The following is a 21,540-nucleotide window of genomic DNA, read 5'->3' as shown; positions in this document are numbered from 1 at the left end:
GCAGCCACAAACGTGATCAGAAAACGCATATCATATAAAAACCTCCTCCTGCGCGCTTCGCTGGTGCTGCAGGCTTGCTGTGTGCTTGGAGGGAGGATGCATGCGCAGTCAACTACCACTTTTGGGGTCACTGTTTTTTCAAATGCCGGTGTATATGCGCACGACAAGGCGCAGGTGGGTATTATGTCTGATGTTACCAACAACGGCATTTTCGGGTCCGTTCCCGGAAGCGTGGTAAACATGGGTGGTGCAAAATGGACCAACGGAAATGGTTCTTCGTTGCCCGATGAACTTGGCATCGCATCTTTTTCGGGTGTTGGCGGCGTGTTCCGTTTCATCAGCAACAACAGGCCGCAGAGTGTTGTTCCCAATTTCACCCTGGCGGGAAGAACCGGTGTTTCGTTTCCCAACCTTGCCATCAACAACCCTTTTGGCCTTACGCTCGAGAGCGATGCGCACATAAGAAACAATCTTCATTTTGAAAACGGGATCATCTGGATCAACGGCAACAACCTGCTCGTGGGAACCACCGGGCCGGGAACCATCACGGGTTATTCTGATAAAAGATTTGTAGGAACCGGCAATACAACAAGGGGCGGTTTCCTGTACCGGTCAAAAGTATCGGGCGCATCGGGAAACGTTGTGTTCCCGATCGGACCGCAGGCAGGAAGTTACTCGCCTTTGTCGATCATGTACAACGCAACCACCCCGCAGGACATTCATGTGCGCGCATTCGACGATGTGTACAGTGCTGCATTCATCGGCACAAAAGGATCGCCGTTGAATGTTCAGCAAACCTGGATGATCGGGCAGGAAGACACGGTTTCTGTAGCGTCGATCCTGGCATTGCAGCACATGGAAGCAAGAGAGGGCGCAGCATTTACGGCGCACCGCGGCGACAGTTATGTTTCGATGTATGATTTTGTAAAACGCGCGTGGGACACGCTTCCTCCATCGGGTGTGGGGCCGGGCAGCATTACATCAACCTTTCCCCCGTTGGGCAATGCTTTTGTAAACACCCGCGCGTTGAATGCGATCGGCCTAACTACCTATCTCACCAAATCAACCCATCTCGCAGCAGACTCGCTCGTGATCGGTAAAGGTGCGTTGCAACCCGTTCGGCAACCGGATGGAAGCTTCGTCGTAACCTTCCAGTTCTTCGTCCGCAACGAAGGGCTCTACCGCGCAGACTCACTTGAAGTGCTCGATTCGCTCGACAAGGTCTTCAAAACGAGCATGTCGTTCAGCGTAAGTTCTGTAGCCGCCACCGGCAACCTGAAACCCAACAGCGGGTTTGATGGGGTAACGAGCACAAACCTGTTGCTCAAAACAAGTACCATTGCCCCGAACGTAACGGATACCATTACACTTGTGCTCAATGTGCGCACCAGCGGCAAAGAAGAATATTATTACAACACCGCGGTTGTTCAGGGTGTGTTGAACGGATTCAACAACAGCCAGTATCTTTTCAAAAACCATTCGGTCAATGGTTTTGCACCACCTTTACCCGGCGCGAGGCCTGTTCCTACCCCGGTGGTGCTGACCGAAGCGAAGTATGTGATGCCGCAGGGCTTCTCACCTAACGGTGATGGAGTGAACGATTACTTTATCATCGGCAACCTGGGTAATGCAAAAGCATCGTTGTTCATCTTCGATAAGAATGGCGTATACGTGTACAAAAACAACAACTATAAAAACGATTGGGATGGAACAAACAACCAGAACGTAGGCGGTGGTTTATCAAACCAGAAGATTGCTGATGGTACGTATTTCTATAAGGCCGTGATCACTGATACTGCAACAGGGAAACAAGAAACTTATAACGGATTCATATCAGTATGGAAATAAAATTTTACACAAACAAGCGCGTGCGCCGGTATGGGTTGGTGATGCTTATCGCTGTTTGCATGAGCGGTTCATCTTTTGCGCAGGATGATCCTACCAACAAACAATACCTGTTCAACCTCCTCAACATTAACCCGGCGGTTGCCGGAACAAAAGAAGGGGTGAATATGACGGCTGGATTTAAACGCCAATGGGCCGGTATTCCCGGCGCGCCGCAAACAATGGTGTTCTCTGCCGATGCGCCGTTCAAAGAACATCATTTTGGTGCGGGCATACAATTGTACACCAACAGCATAGGCCTTGAGAGAACTAGCGGTGTGAACATGAGTTTCTCCACTTCGTTCCAGTTTACAGAAGACGATTTTTTATCGCTGGGTATACAGGCAGGACTAATGAATTACAAGATCGACCGCAACGGTGTGGCGCTTCCGTTCCAGAATGATGTTGCGTTTCAAACCAACACCAATGTGATCATACCCACCGCGGGCATCGGTATCTATTACGAGCGCCCCGGGTTTTACGCCGGCCTCTCGGCACCATCGCTGCTGTTGAGCACCGTGCAGGCAGATAAGGTGCAATCGATCAACAGCCCGAGCCTGAAGAACATGCAATATATACTGACCACAGGCATTACCGCAGACATCACAGACGACATCAAACTGAAACCTTCCGTGTACATGAAATACATGAGCGGAAAAGTGTTCCAGGTACATGTGAATGGAAGCGCCTGGTATCGCGACATCATCGGCATCGGTGCATCTTACCGCTACGACGATTCGATCCTTGGAATTATAGAATTAAAAGCAGGCGACAAACTGAGTTTCGGTTACTCGTACGGAATGAGCATCGGTAATAAAGACATTTTTACCGCGGCAACGCACGAGGCGCAGATCAGGTTGAGCCTGAAACCCAAAGAATGATCCGCTCCTCGTTTTATAAGGATCACACTTTATAATATTGTTCCCATCCTTTTCTCGGCGGCGCACCGGTGAGCAGGTCGTTTGCCAGTTTATTGTTTGTGATCTTTTTCGTTTTCCTGTCAAACGCCAGTTTTGTATTGAGCCGCTGCGCCATTACGCCCAGTGTGAACATCTGGCTCAACGGGCCCGCAATTTCAAACGGTGAGCGGGTTTGCTCCTGGCCCATACATGCCTTTAAGAAATTTGCATAATGGTTGGATGGGCTTGCCGGCACCTGCGGAAGTTGGGATGCCATGTCTTTTGCTTTTTCTGCCGGTATGATGGATAAGGTTGATCCATGCGAACCTCCTTTGAACGTAAGTTCTTTGCTGTAGATGATCTTGCCGGGGTTGAGTTTCGCCGTTTCAATCCTGCCGCTGCTGGGCGGTGGAATGTTGGGATCGAGGCCCTGCACGCCATAACCGGCGGGGATAGGAGGAAGGTTGTTTACACCATCGTACCAGGTAACATCTACCGGCGGCATATCGCCACGCGCAGGAAACTTGAAAAGTATGGTAGAGGCCTGCGGGAAGAAGAAAGCGTTGTGCCCGTCGGCGCGGAGCATGCTTACCTCGTACGGCAAACCAAGATCGAGGAACTGGTGAGACGTGTCGAAGATGTGCGCGCCCCAATCGCCCAGGGCGCCAAGGCCGAAATCGTACCAGCAGCGCCATTGGCCGTTCACAAAATCTTTGTTGTATTCGTGGTTGGCGGTAACACCCTGCCAGATGTCCCAGTTTAGCGTGGAAGGAACAGGTTCTGCCGCCGGAAAACTTTTGATGTTGGGATCCCAGCCGTGCCAGCGCCGCGAGCTGTTCATGTGTCCCGTGATGGCAGTTACATCTTTGATGATACCCGCCTCTTTCCATGCTTTGAATTGAAAATAGTTGGCGTCTGAATGCCCCTGGTTACCCATTTGTGTAACCTGCTTGTTGTGTTTGCGTGCAGCGGCCATCATCAACTCAACTTCGTTGAAGGTGCGGCCCATCGGTTTTTCGGTGTATACGTGTTTGCCAAGCGAGAGCGCCATCATTACAACAGGAAAATGTGCAAAATCGGGAATGCCCACGGTTACGGCCTCGATCTGGCTGCCCATCTTGTCAAACATCTGCCTGAAATCCTGGAAGCGCGGCACATCTGGATATTTCTCGAGCACCTTCAATGTTTGCGGTGCGCCCATGTCAACATCACAGAAAGCAACAAAATTGGCAAGGCCGGTTTTTGCGAAAGACTCAACATCGAGTCCGCCCTGGTTGCCAATACCCACACAGGCTAGATTGACCTTGTCGCCCGCTTTGTAATTACTCCGCGCCGGCTGCGCAAAACTTTTTGTAAAAGAAGGAAGGGCAGATGCAGCAGACAACAAAGCCGCATTCTTCAAAAAAGAACGCCGTGATTTTTGATCCTGGTTCATGATGGCAAGGATTAAGGGTAAACAATCGGAAATGTTTTAAAACCTGCTTCTAATGTACAGAAATAACAAAATGAGGGAAGAAGACAGCTTTTTTAATCGGTGAACAAATACGAAAACGTTGGCGTGATGCTTTATTTCCAGGTGAGCGTTCTGCGTTGCGCCTCTCTTTTGTACGTGTAAGAAAAAAATCCTTTTAACATTTTGATAGCAACATCAATCCATCTTTCCGTATCTAATCAAACGTAACGCCTTTGTTACATTCATTCAAACCATCGCCCATACACAAATTTTACACGTGCCGTACTTACGATGCAACCAGTGTTTGATTGTGTATTTGATTTTGCTGCGATGGGTTTCCTCCCTGGTTTTTTAGTGAATCGTTAGCTGTGGCTGCGATTGACAAATTACAAACAACAACAGTTAATGATTAAACGGATCGATGACAGTCCGTAATTAAACAGCAATGTGCGAAGGTGCTGCCGGAATAAAAGCTTTTGATAAGTTCCGGGGAAGGGTTCCGGCAGCAGTGTGCAGTTAAAGGCTCAACACAATACTTAACCATAAATACCAACAACATGAAAACACAACTGAAAACAATCAACCGGTACTTTATTGCGGCAATAACGTTTATCGCCGTTGCAACATCCTGTAAAAAAGAAATATCGGGAACGATTACCAACGATGAAACACTTGTTACCACATCCACATCCTCAACCATTGCGGTTGCCGCTGGTGCAAGCTCGGGTAGCGCCACCGCTTCCGATTCTGTATACATCATCAACCCCTGCAACAAAGGAACCCACCGCGATTCTGTTGCCGCAGCCGCGTTGCCTGCAGCCATACAGGCCTACCTCGGCAGCAATTACACCGGCTATACGTTCAATAAAGCGTTTGCAGTAAAAGATACAACAGGCGCGGTGAAAGGGTATGTTGTGATCATCAATTACAACGGCAAGCCGGTTGGCCTCGAGTTCAAGGCCGATGGCACGTTTGTAAAAGTGCTTGAACAACGCGAAAAGCCCGACATCAACAACGGCGGCTGGCACCCCGGCGGAAGATTTGAGAACCGCAACGGGCAGCACAAAGACACCGTTGCCTTGTCTGCCCTTTCTGCCACCATCACCGGTTACCTTACGGCAAATTACGCGGGCGACACCCTCGTGCGTGCATTCAAGGTTGCCGGCGGAAATTACCTGGTGATCACAAAGAACAACGGGTTGTTTGCAACCCTCTTTACAGGTGCGGGCGTTTTTGTGGGCCGTGTTTCTTTAACCGCAGCGAACACGCTTGTGACCGTTGCAGATGCAGCACTTCCATCGAAAGCATTGGACTACCTCGGCACAACCTATCCCAACTATGTATTGGGTAAAGCAGTAAGCATAACCGTTTCCGGCACATTGAAAGGATACATAGCGGTGATAGATGCAAACAATACGAAGTACTGTGTTGCATTTGATGCGAATGGAAATTTTGTTGCGGTGAAAACAATCTGGTAGCAGCATTTGGAGACTGAAGTTTTGCGTGTAGGGAAGGGGACGAGGAAGCTAAAAATAGGTGATCGATCAAGTGCCGCACCAGCGGTGCGGCCTTTTTAGCTTCTTTGTGCCCTTCTCTAACTTACCACCCTTATACACGCCAAACTTTATTAACTTTCGTTTCCAAAATGCCAAATCCATGCGCCTGTTCTTAACCAGCCTTCTAGTATTGTGTGCCCTATGCGGCCGGGCGGGTGTGTTTGACGGGGTTGGGGCGTTGGCTGCCGCAGACAGGATGGCCCGCGTGCAGGACATCTATAACAAAGAAGTACGGTACAAGGATTCTGTTACGGCAATAAGATCATTGAACGAGCTTACTTCGATAGCAGATAAACTGCAGGATAAGCCGCTGCAGTGTTTGGCCGTATCGCTGCTTGCAGATCAATATGCGCGGACAAGGGGCATAAACCCGCTTTCAACAAAACTTCACAACGATGCGATCAAGATGGCCGAACGGTTCCGTTTGCCATTGATGGTGGGGCTGTGCACCCACAGGCTGGGCAGGTATTATTACAACTTTAAGAATTATCCATTTGCGTTTGAATACATGCTGCGCGCGGATAATATTTTCAGGGAACTGGGATACGACGAGGTTCCCGATATAGCCGAGATCCTTTTCTTTGTAGGCAGTACCTATTACGAAATGGGCGATTACGAACGCGCCGAATCTTTCCTTCAGAATGTACAGAAGCAAAAAAAGATCGGTAAGTATGTGCAGAAACAATCGCTCAACACCCTCGCATTGATACACCGCCAGCAGGGCGATACCGTGAATGCGCTTTTGTATTTTGAAAAAACACTGGCCGCTTCGGTTAAACAGGACGACCCGGTGTGGATGGGCATCTCGTACAGCAACATCGCTTCGATCTATTTTCACCAGGGAAGATTTGCCGAGGCCTACCCGTTGTTGAGAACCTCAACACAACTCAGCCTTACACACAAACAATACCCCGATGCTTACGGGAATCTTTTGCTCATGGCGCGTATTGAAATACTGCAGAACAGGCTGCAACAGGCACAGCAGAAAATAGACAGCGCCATCGCGCTGCAGCAATACGTTAACACGCCAATTGCCAGGAAACAGTTGTACGAAGCAGAGGTGTTGCTTTACGAAAAAACAAACCGGCAGGCAAAAGCATTGGAAGCGCAACGTAAGTTATTGTTGGTAAAAGACAGTCTTTCGATAAGCAAGGACCAGCAGGCTTACCAAAAGATCCTGCTGCGCATGGAAACGGAAAGGCACCTGAACGATATCGACAAACTGGAAGCCGATGCCCGTTCATCCGCCATCAAACGCAATGCAGTGATCGTGGTGCTGGCATTGTTGGTGCTTGTATTGTTGTTGCTCTACAACCGCAACCGCCTGAAGGCGCGCACCGATGCCGCCGCTTTGCAGGCCGAAAAATTACGCGCAGAGGAACAATTGAAAAATGCGAGGCAGCTGCTTCAGAATTTTACGGAGAACACGCGTCAGAAGAACGAGCTGATCGAAAAATTCTCCGCAGAATTGCAGCGACTCAAAGGAAACCTTACCGGCGACCCGCTGTACGAAGAAAGGTTGAAGAATTTCGACCGGCTGGTACACTCTACCATCTTAACCGATACCGAATGGAACAGTTTCCGCGAACTCTTTGATAAAGTGCACAAGGATTTTTTTACGCGTCTTGAACAAAAATTGCCCGGTCTTTCATTGAACGATACACGATTGATATCCCTCGTTAAACTCAGCCTCAACAACCGCGAAATGGCACGCATGATGGGAATGGATGAGAACGCCATAGCCGAAGCCAAGCAACGCCTGCGTGAGAAAATTCATCCGGGGCAGGATGGACTGGGATTGGAGGACCTGGTGCAGGCCATCTAAAATCGCACTGCAACACCGGCGCATAAACGATCATTCTTTGCATTCATTCCTGGCCGATATTTGCAGTTTGTAATTTTATTGGTACATGTACAAACAGAAACCCGGCATCGACATCATTGGCAAGATCCTGGATGCGCTCTATGCGCACAACCCGGATGCATTGTTCGTGATGAGCCTGATGCACCAGTACGAAGAACGCGGCAGCCTTAGCAAAAAGCAGTTGGAAGGTTTGCTGGCAAAAGCAAAAAAAGCGGAGAACATTCCGCAGAGCTGGCTGGGAACGCTGGAGGCCATCATCCTGAAAATGCCTACGCGGTACAAACCTGTTGAACCGGTGGTACAGTCGCCCATCTACCAGAAAGACGAAGAAAGCGGCGTCCTTCTTCGATCCATCCTCGAAAAATACCCGCAACACAAACGCGTTTTGTTTCTCCGCGCCAAATACGATAACAACGAAACACTGACTGCAGAAGAAATTGCAGAGTTGAAAAAATTCATCAAGGTCCTCAAAATTAAATAAAGCTTAAAGAGTGGGTTGCACCTGTTTTAACTGGCGATCCGGATCATTGATCCATCGCTGAAAATCCAGGGCGTGTAAAACTTCAACGACAACAGTTTTTATTAAATAACAATTAAAAACGTAATCGGTTTGTTGTTCAAAACAAATAAAAATACTGGTTGCGTGTTTATATAATAGTGATCATCCACGTTTTAAATCATTGCCATTTTTTTTCACAACAAAAATTGATTCTTCTGAAACGCTTGCTGGTAAAGGGTTTCAGAAGAACGATCATTCCTGTTGGCGTTTAGAGAATGCTTAGGTTACGTCTTCACTTACCTATCGTTCCGGCAACAAAAAAAAGAGTGGCTCATGCTGTCAATACGCGGAAATGCATAGTGCATATGCATCATTTTTTGAAAAATAAAAATGCGTCATCTACTTTTTGTAGCGTTTTATCTACTTTAGAGTGCGTTTAATCAATTAAGTTATTTGTAGTTGTTTTTTGTAGATAGATTAGCGCTTTACAAAAGATTCCCCTCTTACAATCCAATAGAATATAGAAGCCTCGGGCCTTAGCATGCGCCCGGTCGCTATTGTTTTGCATGCACCAAAACCTGCTTATTATGAAACAAGTTCTACCAGGAACGGTTGGCGCTATTGCGTTGACTTTTTGCATTGTATCTTATTTCGCGCCTGTAAAGACGTATGCTTCTGTAAACCAACCTGCGCACGCGTTGCTGTATGATGGCGATCTGAAGAGTATAGATACAGTAACCATAGACGCCGACTTCAAAGTGATCAGGCTTTCCTCTCCTTCCACGTACCGCTTTCATTTTACCATACAGCGGGCCGGCTCGGCCGACCTGCCTTCTGCAAACATCAGCTCCGATTTTGCGGTAGCGGGTGGATTTATTTCTGCTTTCGATGCACTGCGCGTGGCCAAACTCGTGATCGGCAAGATCAGATCGGGCGAAGCGGCATCGATCAACAAAGCAGATATGCAGGCAAATAAGATCAACTACTAATCAATACAAGACATCGTAATACATACAACCTTTTTTCCTTTTCAATTTTTGGTATGAAAAAATTTTTACTCCAGCTTAGCATCATCGCCATCTTCCTGGTAGAAACTGTTTCAGGACAGGTTCTTACGGGCTCCAACATTGCTACAACAGCGCAGGATGCCCAGATGAGCACCTGGTTGAACAACAGTGTAAGCGGAACGCTTTTGTACCGGATGACGCGCGACGGCGCCAGCTCTTATGCGTTCCACAGCCGTTGCGACAACCAGGGGCCTACGGTTACCCTCATCAAAACATCGTATGGAACGGTGTTTGGAGGATACACCACCGCTGCCTGGCAGTCTAACTGGAATTACACCCATGCCAGTGCAGGATTTTTGTTCAACCTCACTACCTCAAAAAAAGGAAACCAGGGCAGCAACTATGACCCGAACAGCAACTATTCTATTTATGGTTCACCAGATTATGGCCCAACCTTTGGCGGTGGGCACGATCTGTACATAAATGATAACATGAGCTATGGGTACATTAATTTTTACAGCTATTCTACCCTTGATGGAAGCTCACAGGGAAGTTACAATGCAGCAACGGCACTCGCCGGCCCGGGTTTGAGCGGCACGGAGTTTTACAGTGGGTTTATTACCGAAATAGAAGTATTCAAGATCACACCCGGCATTCCTGCGGGTGCTTTGAATTTTGATGGATCGAACGACCGCGTAAGCATTCCGAGAACAACGGCGCTCGATTTATCGGGAAACAATTTTACCATCGAATATTGGGCAAAACCAACATTGGTGGATGGCAATTCGCATTGGGTTATTTCGAAAGACAATGGCAACAGCAACCTGGATTATCTTTCCGGTTTGGATGGAAGCGGCAAATGGCGATTCATCTACAAAAATTTCTCATTCGATCTTTCAAGCACCACTGCCGCCGTTTCAGGCACCTGGTACCATGTTGCCTGTACCTACGACGGCACCACCGCAACACTCTATATCAACGGCATACAGGAAGCCACCGCAACAGCAAGCGCAACAGCGGTAAGCAATACCAGCAACGTAATTATTGGTGCAAGAACAGCAAGCGCATTGAACCAGTATTTCCAGGGAGACGTGGATGAACTGCGGATCTTCAACAGGGCCTTGCCTGATTGCGAAGTAAAATCAACCAAAGACTGCCAGCTCAATACCGCAACGCAAACAGGATTGATCGCTTATTATAAATTCTCGCAGGGGCAGATCAACAAAGACAATACATCGATCACCACACTCGCAGACGCAACATCAAACAACAATACGGGAACACTCAGCGGGTTTACATTAACCGGAACCGCATCAACATGGGTAGACAATAAAATAAGCGCGTCGTGCGGCGTGTATGCGCCATTGACAGCAAGCATTGCTGCACCGCAGGGAACGAATATGTGTGCAGGAGGTGCGCTTCAATTGAATGCGAACACGGGAACAGGGTTGACTTATCAATGGCAGAAAGACGGTGTTAACATCAGCGGCGCCACTGGTTCGTCTTACACGGCAACGTCTGCGGGAGCCTATACAGTAGTAGTGAGCAATTCTTTTGGTTGCACCCCGGCCGTATCTTCTGCAACAAACATCGCGATCGTTGCCACACCAACGGTGGAGGCGATCACGGGAACAACAAATCTCTGCATCACAACAACCTCTCAACTGGCAAATGCAACAGCTGCCGGTGTATGGAGCTCAGATAACAATGGCATCGCCAGTGTGAACGCGAGCGGTTTGGTAACGGCCAACAGCGTGGGCGCAACAACCATCCGTTACAGCATCAACCCTCCGGGTTGCGGAACCATCGCGGCCACAACAACAGTAAACGTGTATGCATACCCTGTTGTTCAGGGCATAACAGGAGGCAACAAGGTTTGTCCGAACGCAACCCTGCAACTCGCCAACACAACAACAGGTGGTGCCTGGAGCAGCAGCAATGCTTCGGTTGCAACGGTGAACGCATCAGGACTGGTGTCTACATTGTCGGCCGGCGCTGCCGTGATCACTTATACCGTTACAACGAATGGTTGTGCAACCGCTAAGACCAATGCGATCACTGTTTCGCCGATCACTGCAACGGTTACAGCCAAGCCATCCTGCTTTGGTGTGAACAATGGAACAGCTACCGTTAATGCAACAGGCGGCGGCGGATCGAACAAGACCTATTTTGTTACACAGGAATACCCTGGAAGGGTTGGTACCATCGACAAATCAACAGGTGCAACAACCTTTATCGGCAATACGGGTGTGAACGATCTCCGTGCGATTGCAGTAAATGCTTCCGGCGATATTTACGTTGCAGGCACCGACGACGGAAACAAGGTCTATAAAATAGATCCGGCAACAGGCGTTGCCACATCTCTCCCTTACAATTACAATGGCATGTGCAGCGTTTTCGGAGGCATGGCCTTTAACGCCAACGGTGAATTGTATGGATGGACCTATTGCGGGTATCTCTACAGGATCAATACAACAACAGGACAATTCACGCTTGTTGTAACCCCGAACAATTACGGGTTTGAAGGCATCGCATTCGAGCCGTCAACAGGTACCTTGTATGCAACCACCGGCAATCAACTCTTTACCGTAAATACCAGCAATGGCAATACAAACTATATAGGCCACTATTCTTTCAGCGGTGTTTCGGATATTATGTTTGATGATGCGGGACAACTGTACGCAGCAACAGGCAACCAGAACAACCAGCTTTATACAGTAAACAAAAGCAACCCGGGCTCGGCAACACTTGTGGGCAACTTCAATACAGGTGCACCGGTCTCTGGTATTACAGGTGGCGGAAGTTCATATACCTATTTATGGGACAATGGGCAAACCGCTTCAACGGCAACCAACCTTACCCCGGGCGCGCACAGCGTAACCATCACTGATGTGAATGGCTGCTCGGCAACCGCTTCTGTAACCGTTGCGGAACAGGCCAAACCAACAAAGTTCAACGTAACGGGCGGAGGCGCTTATTGCCAATACGCGAATGGTGTTGAAGTTGGTTTGTCGGGATCTGAGAATGACGTCAGCTATCAACTCCTCCTCAACGGTGCTCCAACCGGAAACACGATCCAGGGTAATGGAAACGCCATCAGCTTCGGAACACAATATTCTGCGGGTTCTTATACCGTAGAAGCAGCAAGCACAACGATAACCTGTAAAGAACAGATGACAGGCACGGCTGTTGTTACCATTAATCCTTTGCCTGATCAAAGCATTACTTACAGCGGCGCCAATACAATCTGTCCCAACGCAACACTGTTGCTGAATGCACAGACCGCAACCGGCTACACGTACCAATGGAGAAAAGACGGCAACAACATTGCGGGTGCAAACAATGCAACCTATGCAGCATCCACCACCGGCTATTATACGGTGATCATTACCACGGCAGGGGGTTGCACAGGCAACAACCAGCCGAGCGTATATGTTGATGCGTTCCCTGTTCCGGTAGTTACCGCAGGCGGTGTAACCACTTTCTGCGAGGGAAATACCGTTACCTTAACATCAGACAACGGTGGTGGCCGATTCAACAGTTATGTTTGGTCGAACGGCGCAACAGGAAATTCCATCACCGTTTCTACAGCGGGAACCTATACCGTAACCACAACCAATGGAACATGCACGGCAACATCTGCACCGGTAACACTGACCACAACACCAAATACATTAACGATTGCGGCATTGGCAACACCGGTTACCTGCTTCAATACATCGGATGGTGCGGTTACCTTAACAACATCGGGCGGTACATTGCCGCACAACCTGAACGACAGTTATGATTTTGCGGGAACTACCATCAACACCACATTGTTCAATACACGCAACGGATCATTCTCACAAAACGGTGAGCTGACTGAAACAAGTTCAGGATCTTATGGCTGGGACAATTATTTCAGCGCTAAGAAAGTATATACATCACCAACCAATATCATTGTAGAAACATCATTCAAATTCCAGTCGGGAACAGAAACCATGTGGGGACTTTTCGACGCCAATGCAACCAATGGCGATCCGAGCTACCTGAAAATGGGCTGGCACATGAGTTACAACAACCTGTATACCTGGATTGAAAACGGAAGCTACCAGGACTACATCGGCGGCAACTACCAACAGGATACCTGGTATGATTTCAAAATTGAAAAAACAGGCAGCGTCCTGAAATATTATACACGTTTGAAAGGTTCAGGAAACTACACCCTTGTTTATACCAGGACGTATCCATCCAGCACCATGCCCAACGTTCGCATGGGCGTGATCAACAACGGCATTTACAACAATGCGTACGTTACCGATAACTGGAGCATTGGCAACAACCCTCCAACAACAGCGCTCTCAACAGGTACTTATACGTATGTTGTTACGGATGCGGCAGGTTGTGCGGCCTCAACAACGGTTGTGGTACCTGTATCATCATCACCGGAAACGATCAAGCTTACGGCAACCGCAACACCTGCTTCGTGCGAGAACGGAACGGATGGAACAGTTACCCTTACCGCATCGAGCGGAAGCGGACAGTATTCTTTTGAGACATTCAATTACGCTTTCTCAGGCAACAGCGGCAACATTGATCAGAATAAATTTGATGTTTATTACGGATCGTTCACAGAGAACGGCACATTGAAAGGAGTAGCGCGCGGCGATTATCCGCCTGCAGGTGAATGGAACAACACGCTTTTTGCAAAATCAGTTGTTTCTTCAACAGGCGATTTCACGCTTACACAATCGTTCAAATTCGATCCGAGTTACAACTGGGGAACCTATGCGGGATTTGGATTGAGCAACTCAACAACCAACGGCGATCCATACAATTTTAAACTCGGGTTCTACTACAGCAACGGATCACTGGTTATCTACCACAACAACAACAGCTACAGCGCCATCGGCAATTACTATGTGAACCAGGATGTGTGGTACGATTTCAAAATTGAAAAGAAAGGTAGCGCCGTAAACTACTACGCGCGCCAGTCTACCGAAAGCGGCTGGACACTCGTATACAGCGCTTCCAATTACACAGGCGAAAGCAGCCTGCATTTTGGCGTCAGCTACAGGTCGTACTATACTTACACAGGAGGATTTGAAAGCAAAAACTGGAAAATATCAAACAACCCGCCAACAACCAACCTGGCACCGGGCACTTACACGTATATCGTAACGGATCTCGTTGGCGGTTGCCAGGCGGCTGCTACGGTTACTGTACCGGTATACAACGGGCCGGACGCATTGAAACTTGCGGCAACGGTTACATCGGCAAGTTGTTTGAACGGTGCATCGGGTTCTGTGAGCCTGGTGCCATCAGGAGGTACAGCGCCTTATGTTTACGGCTCAAACTTCACTTTCACAAACGAACTTTCAAGCGTATTCAACGTTTCAGGTAACTTTTCACAGTCTGCGGGTACATTGTCGGGCTCGAACGGCTCCACTAACGATTGGAACAACTTCATCACTTCAAAGAAAACCTTTGATGGTAATAACGACCTGAGTTTTGAAGGAACATTCTCATTTACTTCAGGCAACTGGGGAAGCGAATCGGCCTTCGGATTTATGCAACCGGATGCCAATGGCAATGCCAACGGCCCGGGCTATGTTAAACTCGGTTTCCAGGCATCAGGAAACAATTTGTATGCATGGACAGGAAACAACCAGGATTACCTCACCTATATTTCTTCAAACACGCAATACGATTTCAAAGTTGAAAAAACAGGCAATACGGTTAAGTACTACTATCGCCAGTCGGGATCGGGCACTTACCAGTTGCTGCTTACCAAGTCGGCAGCATCGCTTTCGTCTACCCTGAGATTGGGTATGACGTATTATAGCTATTACACCTATTACGGCACACCAACCACCAGCAACTGGAAAACGGTTGCCACACCAAAACTTGCGGGTCTTGCAGCAGGAAACTATACATACAGCGTAACAGACGCAACAGGATGTTCTGCATCCGCGTCGTTTACGATCACCACAGATTCAACGCAATACCAGGTAACTGCGAACGTAACACACGCAACTTTTGGCAACTGCGATGGTAAAGTGGCCTTTACATCAAACAGCGGATCGTTGAATGCGACCACTAACATATTGAATCATTCCTTCCCTGGAACATCGATCGACAATACATTGTTCGATGTAACCAACGGAAGCTATTCGGTGAGCGGTGGAAGCCTGCACGCTACGCACTACTATGGCTACAACGGATGGAACAACAACGTTTCGCTTAAAAATGCCATTACCGACAACGGCGGCAAATTTGCATCTGAGTTCACCATGAAGTTTGAGGGCAATGCCGACGTGATGTTTGGTTTCAACGCAGGATCAGGCATTCCATATGACCTGAACAACATACAAAGCAACGGCGCAGGGTTTACGCTCCGTTATTCTTATGGTTCATTGCAAACCTATGGTTATGGTGGAAACAGCACAGGACTGGGTTCCATCGCTGCAAACCAATGGTATGATTTCAAAATAGAAAAACAAGGTGCAACGATCAATTATTACATGCGCCCATCAGGCGCCGGATCTTATAGCATGATCTATACGGAAAGCTACCAGGGCAGTGCAACACAGTTCCGTTCGGCGATCGTTCACTACGATTACTATTACAACGGATCAAATGGTTATGACGTAAAAAACTGGAAGATCACAGGCGCAGCGCCAACAACAGGATTGTGCCCTGGAACATATACGTATAATGTAGCAACACCCGAAGGATGCTCGAAGGATGTAACGTTTGTTGTGAAAGACAATGCGGTTAACATTACCACGAAAGTTGATCCGGCGTGCAACGAAAACAATGGACGCATCACCATCACGGCATCAAGCCCTAATCCTCCATACACATACTCAATCAATGGCGGTGTTACTTATGGCAGCAGCAATGTGTTCAGTAACCTTGCAGCGGGCAATTACGTTGTTTCCGTATTGGATGCGGGTGGCCTCTCAAGCACACTTACAACGGTAACCGTTGGATCAACCGATAATACAGCGCCAACCGTGATCACGAAGAACGTTACGCTTCACCTTGGTGCAGACGGAACGGCAACGCTTACGCCGGCTATGGTAGACAGCGCATCAGCAGACAATTGCGGAATAGCGGGTATGACACTTGATAAAACAACCTTTACATGCGCAAACATCACTTCCGTTGCAGAGTGCTCAGGTACGGCGCTTGCTTTTAACGGCAACAGTTATGTGAACGTGAACAGCACCACCTATGCAGCGCAGGGAACAGACTTTACATGGGAGGCATGGATCAAAACATCTGGCAACGGAACCATCATTGCCAAAACGACCAACCCGAATGGCGCATGGCAGCAGGGTGGAAAATCACTGTTCATCCGCGATGGCAAGGTTTGCTTTGATGTAGGCTTCTATGGCGTACTCGAAACAACAGATACCTACAACGATGGCGCATGGCACCACATCGCACTTTCTGTTCAGAAGAACGTATCGGGATCGCAGGATCTTTGTACGATCTATGTAGATGGCGTATCAAGGGCATCGTCAACGAACCTTGATGTGGATTATTTTAGTGAAAGCGGATTTACCACGCAGATCGGTTATACAAATAACAACTTCCCTTCAACGCCTTACTTCACCGGCTCGATCGATGAAGTTAAGTTCTGGAACTTTGCAAGAAGCGCAACCGACATCGCCAACTCTTACAAAGGATGCGCATCGGGCACAGAAACAGGGTTCAAAGGATACTACAAATTCAACGAAGGAAGCGGAACCACAGCAGGCAACACAGTAAGCGGCGCACCTTCGGGAAGCTTTGTGAGCAACCCGACATGGGTTACTTCAGGCGCTTCCGTATCGGCATCGGTGATAAATACAGTAACACTTACCGTAACGGATTATGCGGGCCATGCAACTACGGGCCAGGCAACCATTACAGTGGTTGACGACCTTCCGCCAACCATCACGGCTCCTGCTGATGTAACAGTATCTGCGGTGAACTGCGGATCGCTAAGTGCTTCGGGTATTACCCTGGGAACACCGGCAACGGCAGACAACTGCGGTCTTTCAACGATTACCAATAATGCACCAGCCGTTTACCCGGTTGGTACAACAGATGTAACGTGGACGGCAACCGATAAATACGGAAATGTATCTACCGCAGTTCAACACGTAACGGTAACATCAACAGAAATAAATATTACAGGAAACAATACAACCATTGCAAGCGGCGATGCCACGCCATCGGTTGCGGATCATACAGATTTCAACGATGCAGTGATAGGCACGCCTACTGCTAAAATATTCACCATACAAAACACAGGCTCATCGCCGCTGCATGTTTCAGCAGTGAACAGCAGCAATGCCCTGTTTGCGGTGAGCGGCATAACGCTGCCTGCAACCATCGCGGCAAACGCTTCGGCAACATTCGTTGTAACATTCAGCACCAATACACCGGGATTGAGCACTTCAACGATCACCATTGTGAACGATGATTGCGATGAAAGCAATTACAGCTTTGCAGTAAAAGCAGACATTACCTGCACAACGCCGGTGTTCAGCGCTTGTCCTTCGGATATCAGCACCAGCAACGCAGCGGGCCTTTGCGGCGCAAACGTGAATTATACGGCTGCTGTTGCAGGCTTACCATCGCCGGATGTAACCTATACGTTCAGCGGTGCAACCGTTGCAAACGGAGCGGGTACGGGAAGCGGTCAACTGTTTAACAAAGGCGTTACCACCGTAACCATCAGTGCTACCAATGCATGCGGAACAGCAACCTGCACCTTCACTGTTTCTGTAGCGGATACAGAGAACCCAACCATTACAGCGCCGGCAGCAGTTACTGTAAATACCGATCTCAACAGCAACAAGGCAACCAATGTAAACCTGGGCACACCGGTAACAGCGGATAATTGCGGCGTGTTGTCGGTATCCAATAACGCGCCTGCTGCTTTCCCTATCGGAACAACCGTTGTTACCTGGACGGTGATCGATGGCAATGAGCATGCGGCAACTGCTACGCAGGATGTAACGGTTATAGACAACCAGCCACCAACGGTACACACACAAAACATTACCGTTTACCTCGGTGCAAACGGAACGGTTACTATTACACCGGCGCAGATCAACAATGGATCTACCGACAACGATGGCATCGCATCTTACGCCATCGATAAAACATCGTTCAGCTGCGCAAATATTGGCGCGAACACAGTTACATTAACGGTTACAGACAACCACGGAACACCTGCAACAGCAACAGCGGTTGTAACGGTGGTGGATAATACGGCACCGGTTGTTCATACGCAAAACATCACACTTGCCATTCCTGCATCGGGAACCGTAAGTATTACTGCTGCGCAGATCAACAACGGATCTGCAGACAACTGTGGTATTGCATCGTATAGTCTTGATAAAACAACATTCAACTGCACCAACAGCGGCGACAATACCGTAACGCTTACCGTAACGGATGTAAACGGAAATACAGCAACGGCAACAGCTATTGTTACCATACAAAGCGCGGCGCCTGTTTTTGCCAACGCCAGCAGCAATATCGCGGCCAACGCACCGGCCAATGGCTGTAACGCGGTGGTAACGTATCCATTGAGTGTAAATGGCGTACCGGCACCTTCGGTTACCTACACATTCACGGGCGCCACAACCGGCAGCGGAACCGGAACCGGAAGCGGTGCAACGTTTAACAAAGGCGTTACACAGGTAGCCGTTTCTGCGAACAGCGCATGCGGAACAGTGCTGAACATCTTTACCGTTACGGTAACAGACAATTTAGCGCCGGTACCAACCGTGGCAACATTACCAACGGTTACCGGCGAGTGCTCGGCAGCAGTGGGCGCAGGGCCAACCGCAATGGACAATTGCGCGGGACTGGTTACAGGTACCACCACAGACAGGACATCATTTGACCAACAGGGAACATATACCATTACATGGACATTTACCGATGGCGTCAACACATCAACACAAACACAAACGGTGATCGTCAAAGATGTAACACCGCCGGTGATGAATTGCATCACATCGGTGACCATTCCGTCAGACGGGCAATGCGGAGCGTACTTCAGCTATGCAAGGCCAACGGCAACGGATAACTGCAGCGGATCGGCATTCAACTTCTTCAACGGGGGCGAGCCGAACAACTGGGGCAGCGAAGATTACCTCCAGTTCTACGCAAGCGGAACATGGAACGATCTGTACGATGCGAACATGGTGTACATCATCGAGTTCAATTCAGTAAAAAACAACCAGATCCCTAATTACACACGCATTGGTGTATTTGGCGGACATACTTATTACCTGTCGCAATTTGGTGCGCAGTGGCATACAGCGCGCAGCAATGCATTGGCATTGGGCGCAGATCTTGCTTCGATCAACACATACGAAGAAGACATCTTCCTCGCACCTTACGGCGGAAGTACATGGGTGGGCGGATACCAGGATCACAGCGATCCTGATTACGCAGAACCAGGAGACGAGAGCCAGAACTTTGGTGGATGGAAATGGGTAGACGGAACAAAGCTCGGCGCAGGACAGATCACCATCAAACAAACAGCGGGCCTTCCTCCGGGATCAGTGTTCCCGATAGGCACAACCGTTAATACCTGGACAGCAACAGACCAGGCAGGCAACACAACAACATGCAGCTTCAGCGTAACGGTGGAAGACAAGAACGGTCCTGCTGTAAACATGAGCGATATCGTTATCAACGCAGCGGCCAATGCATGTTCGGCGGTTGCAACATACGATGTAAGAAATGTTACAACAGATTGCACACAGGGTCCGATCACAATCGAATACAGTGTTCCATCGGGTTCAGAGTTCAACATCGGTCAAAACCCTGTTACGGTTACTGCAACAGATGCATTAGGAAACGTTAGCTATACAACGTTCTATGTAATTGTGAACGATGTAACGGCGCCGGCATTCAATGTTCCGGCAAACATTACCGTTAACAACGACCAGGGCCAGTGTGGCGCGGTAGTGAACTTTAATGTAACGGCAACAGATTGCAACGGTGCGAACGTAACGTACAGCAAACAACCGGGAAGCTTCTTCCAGTTGGGAACAACAACCGTTACGGTTACCGCAACGGATGATTACAACAATACATCATCACAATCATTCACCGTAACTGTATTGGATAACGAACCACCGGTGATCACAACCGTGCCTGCAAACGTAACAACAACTGCAGGACTGGATTCATGTGGCAAAGTGGTTTATTACCAGGCGCCGGTGGCAACAGAGAACTGTGCGGTACAATCACAGGTGTTCAATTATACAGGCGCGCCGGTGGCATTCACCGTGCCTGCAGGTGTAACATCGATCAATGTAGACATGAGTGGCGCAGCAGGTGGGCCGGCTTACTATTACTATGGCTATTACCAATACGGAGACAACGGCCAGAAAGGAGGAAGGGTGCAGGCAACAATGTCTGTAACGCCAGGCCAAGTATTGTACCTCAATATTGGCGGACAAGGCACGCAATACAACGGCGGATACAACGGAGGCGCGCCAGGCTATAACGACGGCTACTACTGGTATTTCGGTGGCGGCGGTGGAGCAACGGATATACGCACAAATGCATCAGACCTGAACAGCAGGCTCATTGTAGCAGGCGGCGCGGGTGGTAATGGCTACTATCAAAGCGGAGGAGCGGGCGGAGGCCTGGAAGGACAACTTGCGTATGGTTACGACCAGCCGGCATATGGTGGTACACAATCAGCAGGTGGTGTGGGCGGTAATTACGATTGGTACTATATAGGAGACAACGGATCATTCGGTAATGGCGGCGCCGTAGGCTACTTTGGTGGCGGCGGTGGCGGCGGTGGCTGGTATGGCGGCGGCGGCGGAGCGTACAGCAATGGCGGCGGCGGAAGCAGCTACACAGCAGCAGAGATGTTTAACAATGTGCTGCATACACAGGCATACAACGAAGGCAACGGAAGCATTACGCTTTCATGGAGCACGGCCATTCCAATGGTTCAGGCAGCAGGTCTGCCTTCGGGATCGGTGTTCCCTGTTGGATCAACAGTAAACACATTCAAAGCAACAGACGCAGCAGGCAATGAATCGGTAGCAAGCTTTACGGTAACGGTTACAGACGATCAGAAACCAACGATCACTGCACCACACAATATTACGGTGAGCAACGACGCAGCCAAATGCGGTGCAACCCTCGCGATCGTGGCGCCTGCAGCAGCAGACAACTGCGGTGTGGCATCAACGGTTGGCGTAAGAAGCGATGCACTCGCGTTGAACGCAGATTACCCCGTAGGCACAACAACCATTACCTGGACAGTAACAGATATTCACGGTAACACACAAACAGCAATACAAACCATTGTTGTGAACGATACCGAAAAACCAGTGATCACCGCACCTGCAGCGA

General features: G+C 49.0%; 8 protein-coding genes. 7 read left to right on the top strand and 1 reads right to left on the bottom strand.

All coding sequences use genetic code 11. From position 1 onward, the window contains the following. Positions 1–12 precede the first annotated feature (12 nt). The gene (locus GWC95_RS19945; protein ID WP_161816628.1) at positions 13–1,848 is read left to right on the top strand and encodes a gliding motility-associated C-terminal domain-containing protein; all 1,836 of its coding nucleotides are present in this window, start codon (positions 13–15) and stop codon (positions 1,846–1,848) included. Continuing rightward, positions 1,839–2,765 (top strand): PorP/SprF family type IX secretion system membrane protein, encoded by a 927-nt coding sequence (locus tag GWC95_RS00045; RefSeq protein WP_161816627.1) that lies wholly within the window; start codon positions 1,839–1,841, stop codon positions 2,763–2,765. The genes GWC95_RS19945 and GWC95_RS00045 overlap by 10 nt, the downstream gene beginning before the upstream one ends. 22 nt (positions 2,766–2,787) lie before the next feature. Here the strand turns inward: GWC95_RS00045 and GWC95_RS00040 are convergent, their stop codons facing one another. Beyond that, positions 2,788–4,218, bottom strand: coding sequence for a Gfo/Idh/MocA family oxidoreductase (locus tag GWC95_RS00040; protein WP_161816626.1), 1,431 nt, complete (start codon positions 4,216–4,218; stop codon positions 2,788–2,790). Positions 4,219–4,793: 575 nt separating this feature from the next. Here GWC95_RS00040 and GWC95_RS00035 point away from each other — a divergent pair. The 5 genes from GWC95_RS00035 to GWC95_RS00015 form a co-directional block, all read left to right on the top strand. Beyond that, the gene (locus tag GWC95_RS00035) at positions 4,794–5,714 is read left to right on the top strand and encodes a hypothetical protein (RefSeq protein ID WP_161816625.1); all 921 of its coding nucleotides are present in this window, start codon (positions 4,794–4,796) and stop codon (positions 5,712–5,714) included. A 178-nt stretch (positions 5,715–5,892) separates the two neighbouring features. Next, positions 5,893–7,617: a tetratricopeptide repeat protein gene (locus tag GWC95_RS00030; RefSeq protein ID WP_161816624.1), complete on the top strand. Its 1,725-nt coding sequence runs from the start codon at positions 5,893–5,895 to the stop codon at positions 7,615–7,617. A gap of 85 nt (positions 7,618–7,702) precedes the next feature. After that, positions 7,703–8,137 (top strand): hypothetical protein, encoded by a 435-nt coding sequence (locus GWC95_RS00025; protein WP_161816623.1) that lies wholly within the window; start codon positions 7,703–7,705, stop codon positions 8,135–8,137. A gap of 605 nt (positions 8,138–8,742) precedes the next feature. After that, positions 8,743–9,144, top strand: coding sequence for a hypothetical protein (locus GWC95_RS00020; protein ID WP_161816622.1), 402 nt, complete (start codon positions 8,743–8,745; stop codon positions 9,142–9,144). A gap of 53 nt (positions 9,145–9,197) precedes the next feature. After that, positions 9,198–21,540 (top strand): LamG-like jellyroll fold domain-containing protein (locus GWC95_RS00015; RefSeq protein WP_161816621.1); only part of this gene is annotated, 12,343 nt, incomplete at its 3' end.

Origin of the sequence: Sediminibacterium roseum (assembly GCF_009939005.1) — a bacterium.
Classification (GTDB): Bacteria; Bacteroidota; Bacteroidia; order Chitinophagales; family Chitinophagaceae; genus Sediminibacterium; species Sediminibacterium roseum.
This window is presented reverse-complemented; position numbering and strand designations above follow the sequence as displayed.